Below are 1,089 nucleotides of genomic sequence, written 5' to 3'. Positions count from 1 at the left end.
TCACGCCCGGCGCAGGGTAAGTCCGCTGCGCTTGAGGGCGGCCTGGAGGGCCAGAGCCAGCGGCGGCGCGGCAATGATGGCCACGGAGGCGTTGAAGACTGACGCGGGGATTTTCAGCGGGAGCGCGGCCAGCGCCACTCCGGGCTGGAGTCCCTCCACCAACAGTCCGTCATAGAAAAAGCTCTTGGCGAAATAGAGCACATAATAGGCAAGGCATCCGCATACCGCCCCCGCCAGGCACCGGGCGTAGCTCAACTCTCCCTCCCTGGCCTGCCGGCGCACCAGCAGGCCGGCCACCAGTCCCATGACACCCTTGGTGAGGAAGGTGATCCAGCACTCGGCTGCATAGAGGGGATTGGTGAGGTCATAGAGGGCGGAGCCCAGCCCGGAGGCCAGCCCCCCGATGGGCCCCAGCAGCAGCCCGGAGAGCACGCAGACGATGTTGGCCAGGGTGAACGAGGTACGCCCACCGATGGCGATGGGCATGATAATGCGGGCGTAATTGCTGGCAAAGACCAGGGCGGTCATCATCCCCAGGAAGGCCAGCGTCCGGGGATCAAAACGGCGATTCATTCCAAACACTCCTATCTCAGTTGCTGGTCTGATTATAGCCGAATACTGGTCTTATTTCAAATCTCAGTTTTAGAAAATTCGGCAAGGTCAGTTTGGGCGCATCAGAACAGGCCCCACAGATAGCGGAAGGCCAACCGCTTCCAGACCGGAAGCGCGGCGTCCACCCGTCCCGCCTCCCGGAGGACCAGCGTCGCGGCCTCCCCCCGCTCCTTTTCCGTCAGCCTGTGTTGGCTGAACTTGGCCTTGCAGGCCAGCTCCTCCAGCCTGGCGTTCTCCTGTCCGCCCCAGGGCAGCAGGCGTTGGAGGTACCCGTAGGCCGCCAGGACGGCCTGATTGGTCTCCCCCTCCCACTCCAGGCGGCGCAGACGCTTTTCCCGCAGGAGACGCCGCCGGAGGCAGAGAGCCGCCAACAGGATCAGGCCAAGGCCAGACGGAACCGTCCACCGCAGGAGCGGGGCGACCTTTTCCGCCTCTCCATCCCCGGCGTGGGCGCTGTCGGGCGGCAGCGTCTGGGTG

Annotated in this window: 2 protein-coding genes; both read right to left on the bottom strand. The window is 64.8% G+C overall.

Annotated elements, in window-relative coordinates:
* Positions 1-573 carry an ECF transporter S component gene (locus ABUA09_RS18205; RefSeq protein ID WP_349949625.1) on the bottom strand — a complete coding sequence of 191 codons (573 nt, stop codon included), beginning with the start codon at positions 571-573 and terminating at the stop codon, positions 1-3.
* A 101-nt stretch (positions 574-674) separates the two neighbouring features.
* On the bottom strand, positions 675-1,089 hold a 415-nt coding region (locus tag ABUA09_RS18200; protein ID WP_349949624.1), incomplete at its 5' end, for a hypothetical protein.

Origin of the sequence: Intestinimonas sp. RTP31139st1_F5_RTP31139_211217 (assembly GCF_040226735.1) — a bacterium.
GTDB classification, from domain to species: domain Bacteria; phylum Bacillota; class Clostridia; order Oscillospirales; family Oscillospiraceae; genus Intestinimonas; species Intestinimonas butyriciproducens.
Note: the sequence above shows the minus strand (reverse complement) of the source record. Positions and strands in the feature narration are given on the sequence as shown.